The following is a 7,527-nucleotide window of genomic DNA, read 5'->3' as shown; positions in this document are numbered from 1 at the left end:
GGATTTATGTTGACCGTTTTAGGTGGACTGATTGCTTACTGCCTTAAATTGAAAAAACCATCACTGAAAGTTTTCTACTCAGAAGAAGATTTCTCAATGACGGCTTAAGCAGAATTCGGGTTAAATATTAATATAGAGGGCTTCCCTCTTAAACCTTTAAAGGATAACTATTATGGGTCTTAAACCTGGTCCTAAACCAATTGCTAAATCGACAGGAAAACCGGATCAACGTCGACGTGATAATAAAGATACTCCTGGTAATACTCCGGAGTTAAAGCCTAGTAAATCCACAGGGAAATAAAAAACTCAGGGTATATACCCAATAGATTTCAAGATGCATCGCGACGGCAAGGGAGCGAATCCCCGGGAGCATAGATAACTATGTGACTGGGGTGAGTGAGTGCAGCCAACAAAGAAGCAACTTGAAAGATAACAGGTATAGATAATTTATTTATACCCTGATTACGAAGCCAGATTACTGAAGATTTTCCTGCAGCCAGATGCGCGTGCCTTCGATGTCATACGCCTTTGCCCCATATCCTTTGGCAAGCAGGTGCTCTGGTAGATATTCGTCATATTTATCCAGATACTTTTCTGGAACATCAGCAGCAAGCTCAAAATCTGAAGGTAAGCCCGAGAATAGCATTTCTTTAAGCACATGCTGGACTGAGGCTACGCTTGAGTCCTCTATCTCTATAACACCTGCAAATGAACTGGCTTTAAAGCCACAGCGCATGAGCAAGGCCGTTATCGTATTGACGACTTTATCTCCCACCCAAGGGAGCACGTAACAGTGCTGACCGCTGGCAATAAAATGGGCGTTTTGGAGGTTGTAACGCTGGAAGTTGCTACTGCCTTCCGCAAAGAGGCTTCTGGCTGCGGTATCAGCATAATCAACTCTCTTGTTACCTACCGCGATACGGTAATCATTATCCCTGTAGATAGCGAGCATTTCCTTGCGAACAACATCATGAACAGACATCCCTCCACCACTAAATTGTGGCGGCTGGCCACCTTTGGTCGCCTCAACAGATATAACCTTTTTTTCCACCTCGATCTCTGTAACTTTCCAACGTCGTCCACCAAAGATTATATGCTGATCAGGCAGAAGCGGTGAGTCCACAGGCACTGTGCCAAGGGTTCGGCTTCCCGTGACAATGCGGAACTCCTCTGGCGTATTGAACACTGCGTAAAATGTGTAGTGATTAGTCAGTTTCTCTCCCTCTGCCCCGACAACCATTTCACCGCTAGCAAGTTGAGTGAGCAGGCCACATGCCCCCATATGCTTTAGCAAACTTTTGAAATCGTCTAAATCGACATTTCGGAACGGACCTGTCTGGCATAGTTGTGACCAGAGCTGATCAGCACGAACTCCGCCCCATTGCGCAGTAATTGACAGAATCTGGTGCAGCAGCGTGGAGTAATGCTTCTGCCGTAAATCAGCAGGTTCGAACCATTGCTTAGAGATCATCAGCCTGATCATCGCCATCGACTGGACCAACTGAAGCCGCAGGTGGTCCACGATGCTGCTGGTTGCTGTAAGCTCATGTTCAGTAATTAGCATTCTAAGCACCGATGGGGAGTCGCGCCGCCCTGAACGCCCCATACGCTGACGCAGACTAGAAACAGAATGCGGAGGCGTTACTTGTATAACCGACTGCACCTTACCGATATCAATACCCAATTCAAGCGTCATCGTACAAACAGCTGTTGTGGGCAAATTCCCTTTCTGTAGACGGGCTTCAAGGGTCTCGCGTAATTCCTTGGCCAAGGATCCATGATGGGGAAAGAATTCATTGGGAACAACATTTTCCTCACACATATCGCCCAGCGTTGCCGCAATGCCTTCAGTACGCTTTCGACTGTTTGCAAAGACCAGGTGGGAGTCACCACGGCAGAGTCTGAAAATGTCAGAGCAAACTTGTTGTTCGGCTGAGCTCTGAAGTTCTTCTCCTTTTTCGATCACCCGCTCCAGATAACCTTTTACCTGCACCTGCAGTGTGGCCGTGCTATTACTGTCTGTCACCGTGACGCAGGGCAGACGCTTATCCGGGCGCAGCAGTTCAGGCACTTTATCCAACTCGCCCAGTGTGGCACTCAACGCAACTCGGGGGACAGGATTTGTGTGGCGTCCCAGAACATGATCAATTCTGTTGAGCAGAGAAAGCAGTTGCATACCCCGCTCTGAACCAATAAAGGCGTGAAACTCATCAATCACAATGAAAGCAACTGACGAAAATGCCTGTTTGAGCCAGCCTGATGAGTTTATGAGTAAAGACTCGAGTGACTCCGGTGTGATGAGCAGGATGCCAGATGGGTTAGCACGGATCTTATTCTTTTTGCTTTGCGGTACATCCCCATGCCAAGGCGTCACCGGCATATCCAACGCTTCGCCGAGGCTCTCAAGACGACGGTACTGATCGTTAATCAATGCTTTAAGCGGGCTGATATAGACAATACCAAATCCACTGGTGAGATCTGCAACCGCTGAACAGGCAGGCAAAAAGAAAGCCTCTGTTTTACCCGCTGCCGTACTTGCACTAATTAGCACATCTCGGTCACGGGCTAAAACTGCCGGGATAGCGCTCTCTTGCAGGGGCCTTAATACAGACCAGCCCTGCTCATAAACCCACCTACGGACGCGGGGATCGAGATTATCGTACGCGCTGCTCATAATTTGAAGTTGGCCAAGCCGTTATCATCTTCTTCCTGCTCAATGGGGTTATCCATATCGCTGGGCCTGTCATCTTCAATCGCCACACCCGAAATAAGCGTCTGCCAGTTTATCGTTCTGTTTTGTTCCAGCACGGCCAGCATGTCGAGGAAACCTTTGATGGTATTACGGGGAGTACGGAAGTAAGCATCCCCAATGGTTTTACTGCAGTGGTGTAGAAAACCGGTAAGTGCGTCATCTGACACCAAGTACTTCTCGGGCTCTCCGCCCGCATAAACATGGCGAAGATTCTTCAGTAAAATATACAGTTCCTCAGGGGTGAGGCTGGCAAGATGCAGCGTGGGTGACGAGTAGTCAATCACCCCTGCTTTCTGTGCAAACCGGTTTTCAGCCAAACGCGATTGCAGCGCCTCATAACTGTAAAGTCCTTTACGCGGATCAAACAGGAACTCGGGAGTACCCCCAAGGATAAAACCAATATTCTCGGCAGAGCCCTGTAGGCAGTCATTCAGGATCCGCAGAATCTGTTCGTAGTTCGCTGTTCTTGCTTGCGTGTTATTCAGCTTATATAGGTTCACCATTTCATCAAGGCTGACTAATAGACCGGCATAGCCTGCCTGACGGACAAAAAGGCTCATCAACTTCAACGCATCATAGAACGAAGCGTCTGAGATAATCGTCCGGACGTCGAGATCGTTACGGGCATCGGTTTTGGTAGTGTATTCTCCCCGCAGCCAGCGAATGGCATTGGATTTTAACGTTTCGTTATCCTGCTCGTGTCCGCGCCAGAATGCATCAATGACCTTCGCAAAGTCATATCCGCCGACCATGTCTGACAAAGCAGCCAGGCGTTTATGAATAACCGATGAAACCAAGGAGTCGTCCGCATCTGCTTCCTTCCTTGCCTCAGTGACGAACCTTTCCACAACGCTAAGTAACGCATTGCCCTCCGGTTTGTTTCGGGTGGACATGTTTTTCATAAGCTCTGAGTAGAGATTACGCGCTTGACCTCCCGATGAGTGAATACGTCTGTCTGGAGAAAGGTCGGCACTGACTGATACCAGCTTTTTCTCCAGCGCAATAGAGCGCACTACACTCATAAAAAACGTTTTGCCAGACCCGTATTCACCGATGATAAGTCTGAAGCTTGCGCCGCCGTCCGCAATCCGCTCAATATCTTGGTGGAGAGCAGTTATCTCATTCACGCGGCCAACCTGGATATGCTGAATACCTATCCTTGGCGTTACGCCTGACTTCAATGACTGAATAATAGCGTCGCGTTCTTTAGCTCTTATGCGTGTTACAGACATTAACTATCCCTCTAATTCTTTGGCAATTTCAAGGTCTACCCAGATATCATCATCGGCATCGTCCAGCACTGGCGCATCAACCACTGCATAGGACCAGTCATTGATCACCTCCAGCGCACCGCCGAGCATCAAATTCCAATTACCGCACAACTCTGTCGCCTCTTTGCGGGACCACTGTTCCTTCTCCAGCAACCTGCGATAAAGTTGGCTATGTGCAGAGTCAAGCCCCACTTTCTCCATTAAGGGGACAGGAGCGCTCTCTGGCTGATCCGGTTCGTCTTCATTGAAAATCGTGCTCAGTAACTTACGGACATCATCTGTGGCCGATTCGTGCCGTGCCAGTACGTTAGCATCCAGAGTGAACTCTGCAATAGACTGACTTACTGGTGCAGATGAAACGGGAGTAATTTCAGCTGTGGAATGCTGATGGATACTGCCAGCGACAGTAGAAGGATCCAGCCCCAGGCTTGAATACATCTTCTCTAGCTGTTTGATTTCAGCAGGGTCGATTCTGCCATCTGAGCAGGCAACACTTACGATAACCTTACCCACTGCTAATTTTTCCGCCGCGCTCAGCAGCGCAATCCTGTTTTTCATCCCCGCCATATTGGCCGGAGTATGAAGCTGCCAAGTTAAATACGCGTGCAGAGAGCGTTTTTCAGCATCGGTGAAACCAGTATTATTATTGATGGCATTCTCCAGCACTTTCTTTTCAGCTTGATCAAGTGTGTTGTCGATTAAGGCTACCATCACGCCTAATCTGAGCGTCATTACCGCTGAGATAAATTCTGGAGAAGGTGAGAAGCGCGCACCTTCACCGGCAGGGAATAGAACCAGACTACCATCAACTTCTGCCTTCACATGGTGGTAATACGGGTCAGGTGCCAGGCAGTAACCCATCTTCTGTGCAAAAGCCTGCATCAAGTCAGCCTCTTTTTTATTAATCTTCGCCGGACAGATGGCATTCATATGTGCCCAGAAGTCAGCAACCGGGGCTAACCCTTCGTTACCGAGTATCACCTCATCAGCCCAGCGTTTGAATGAGCTTAATACTTTTTCTGCGCTTTCATTAACGATCTCTGCAGGCAGCAACATAATTGCGGCAGTATCATCTGTTGACGTGCCTTTCCTGCCGAGGTAGCGACTGTAAGCATCAAGTTCATCAGTACAGACATCTGCAAGGGTCGTAATTTTCTGGACGGGCCCCTTCAATGCACTTGGGTCTGGCAAGTCGGGTACAGGAAGCCGAACACCTCGCAAACTAGGGCTTGCAGGGGTGTAATCCAACCGCAGGCGCGTTTTATTCGCCTTGACGACCATCCCTTCACCATATTTGAGGGTGTAACACCGTTTGAAAAGCACAGCAAACTCTTTGGCACAGCGGCGAGCGGGGGTTCGTAGCGCATACTCGGTATGGTTTGTTACCCAGGTCAGTGCCAGTTCGGCTGATACAGGCACTCCTTGATCCACAGCTTTTGCCAGAGCCAGCTTAAAATGCATGCCATTGCTAAAACCTGATTCGCGGTCGAGAGCAGTGGCTAAATCCATGTCCGGACGCAGAATAGACATGGCTTCGAGTAATTGGGACGAATATCCACGGAAGGAGCGGTTCTCACTGAATACCGATCTTAACCGGCAGACTTCATTGAATAGGTTACGGAATTCAACGTCAGGTAAATTTTCGTTTCTGGAGTCAACAAGCGCTCTTCTTTCCAGGCCGTACAGATAGATAAAAACGTAGCCTATAGGGCACGATGGGTCGCACCTATCACTAGCAAGCCAACTTACATACGCACCGCGAGCTTCTGGGGTAAGGGAGGAAAAACTGGGCCAGTATCCTAATGAACCGTCTTCGTAAAGATATGAAGTGGGCTTTATCTTACACGAGCCATCAACTAGTGATGCCTCGCTTCCATCGTCGTAATAGCCGGTTAAATTCTTCCCTGCGGGCTTCATCCGCTGGCCGAAGTAGAAGTGACCACCGAAAATTTCTACACCACCTACAGCAATCCCCTCCCCCATCTGCACCCATCGGGCCAGGGCATCTGCCGTTTTTGAATTTTTCGGATGTTCAACAGGCGTTATGCGGAATTCGACACTCCGGCCACTGCTGAGTGTAAAAGTGGCCAGATTGTCATCCTCACTTTCATCATCTTGCACAATAGCCTCTTGTTTCTTGATGTCAGCAAGCCATTCTTTAGGGGGCGCTTTCGCTGGTTTTGGAGAATAAGTTACTGCAGATTTATGTTTTTTCTTTTTGAAAAACAATAGGTAAATAACATAAATCACCGCTATGAATATCCATAACTCCATGGGTAGTAACCTTAAACATGACTTTTCGCATACACCGAAAGATGGCAATGAGAAACAGGGAAAGTGGATTAGTCTGAAAATGATACTGCTATATTGCGGGGGTTAAAACTAAAACATAACCAAAACAAGCCCGCTGTTTTAATTTTTAAAACAGTTAGTTAAATATTTCACCAGTAAGAAGCCCAAGATGTGACAGACGGATGGCTCTGTGCGAAAAGAGGTATATACCCAAGAAACTTCAAGATGCAGTTTTTAGCACCTGAAAATGGTCGTTAATTCTAGACATCAGCGAGTCCGCTATATCCGGTAGCGTTGTGGTGAAAAATTTGAAAACGTTGTCTCGAAATTCATGTTTATCCGCGAAATAACGGTTATTTCGAACCTGTTCATTCATGACCTTCCATAATCGTTCTATCGGGTTTAAATTTGGGCTATAGGGAGGAAGGTAATGTCACTCAATATTGCTAACATAAGCCCACTCCTTCACGAGATGAGCTTTGTTGTAACCCGCCCCATCCACAATAAGGTGAATTTTTTGATGATAGTCAGGATAAGACTTTCTTATTTCATTGAAAAAACAGCAAATGTTGTAGTCGTTGATGGTTTGATATTCCTGGAACACCGTACGACCAATGGCATTCAGGTTGAGCGCGCCCAATATATTCAGGCGAGTCCGGCTTCCTGTTGTCTTGACGGTTTTTTTCTCACCTTTTCGCATCCAGCCATAACTGAGTTTAGTGCCTTGCGTCGGGTGAACAGCGTCAAGAAAAAGGATGGGTTCGTCTTTCGCGGTAACTTTAAGATTTTCGTCATATTCAATAAATTGTCGCTGTTTTTCTGCATCGAATTTATGAGGGACACCACAAGGTTTTTTATAAGAAAACCCCTGACGGTGTAGCCATTTATTCATGCCGGGAATGCTAAAGGTCATCTTCCAGAGCTGAGCAACATAGGCCACGATTTCATGGGTGTGATGGAAAAGATGTTGAGATAAGTGATTGATTAAAAAATTAGTTTGTTCTTAAGAAAGTAAACTATCAGACCCCCCATTATCAGATTGAAGTTTCCCCTGATTGAGGTAATCACCGATATGGCGGTCAACGGTGGTCTGATGGAGTCGCAATGCCTGGGCTATCATCACAGAACTCCCCCCTTCAGAAGCCAGAAGGATCGCTTTTATTCTGTCTCGTACCTGACCATCACGAGTGGTGTCGTGAAGACGTTCAAGTT

At 47.4% G+C, this 7,527-nt stretch carries 4 protein-coding genes and 2 pseudogenes; 2 read left to right on the top strand and 4 right to left on the bottom strand.

Translation table 11 applies throughout. The features are described from left to right. Both AM629_RS23725 and AM629_RS25060 read left to right on the top strand, forming a co-directional pair. Window positions 1-108 (top strand): annotated as a pseudogene (locus AM629_RS23725) (IS982 family transposase); the annotation flags it as partial. A 64-nt stretch (window positions 109-172) separates the two neighbouring features. After that, window positions 173-301 (top strand): hypothetical protein, encoded by a 129-nt coding sequence (locus AM629_RS25060; protein WP_021552173.1) that lies wholly within the window; start codon window positions 173-175, stop codon window positions 299-301. Window positions 302-475: 174 nt separating this feature from the next. Here the strand turns inward: AM629_RS25060 and AM629_RS20155 are convergent, their stop codons facing one another. The 4 genes and pseudogenes from AM629_RS20155 to AM629_RS22740 all read right to left on the bottom strand — a co-directional run. Then, window positions 476-2,674: a DEAD/DEAH box helicase gene (locus tag AM629_RS20155; protein WP_054481478.1), complete on the bottom strand. Its 2,199-nt coding sequence runs from the start codon at window positions 2,672-2,674 to the stop codon at window positions 476-478. After that, a complete protein-coding gene (locus AM629_RS20150) occupies window positions 2,671-3,984 on the bottom strand; it encodes an ATP-binding protein (RefSeq protein ID WP_054481477.1) in 1,314 nt (437 codons plus the stop codon). The genes AM629_RS20155 and AM629_RS20150 overlap by 4 nt, the downstream gene beginning before the upstream one ends. 3 nt (window positions 3,985-3,987) lie before the next feature. Next, entirely contained in the window at window positions 3,988-6,297 is a 2,310-nt protein-coding gene (locus tag AM629_RS20145; protein ID WP_054481474.1) for a tellurite resistance TerB family protein, read from the bottom strand. Between the two features lie 238 nt (window positions 6,298-6,535). Further along, a pseudogene (locus AM629_RS22740) lies at window positions 6,536-7,527 on the bottom strand (IS630 family transposase); the annotation flags it as partial.

Source organism: Photorhabdus heterorhabditis (assembly GCF_001280945.1).
GTDB lineage: Bacteria > Pseudomonadota > Gammaproteobacteria > Enterobacterales > Enterobacteriaceae > Photorhabdus > Photorhabdus heterorhabditis.
The sequence above is the reverse complement of the archived record's forward strand: the minus strand, read 5'-3'. Positions and strand labels throughout refer to the sequence as shown.

What these genes read in the sequence shown, in the direction of transcription:
- AM629_RS20150 (WP_054481477.1), bottom strand. Translation starts at nt 3,984, where the DNA reads ATGTCTGTAACACGCATAAGAGCTAAAGAACGCGACGCTATTATTCAG.
- AM629_RS20155 (WP_054481478.1), bottom strand. Translation starts at nt 2,674, where the DNA reads ATGAGCAGCGCGTACGATAATCTCGATCCCCGCGTCCGTAGGTGGGTT.
- AM629_RS20145 (WP_054481474.1), bottom strand. Translation starts at nt 6,297, where the DNA reads ATGGAGTTATGGATATTCATAGCGGTGATTTATGTTATTTACCTATTG.
- AM629_RS25060 (WP_021552173.1), top strand. Translation starts at nt 173, where the DNA reads ATGGGTCTTAAACCTGGTCCTAAACCAATTGCTAAATCGACAGGAAAA.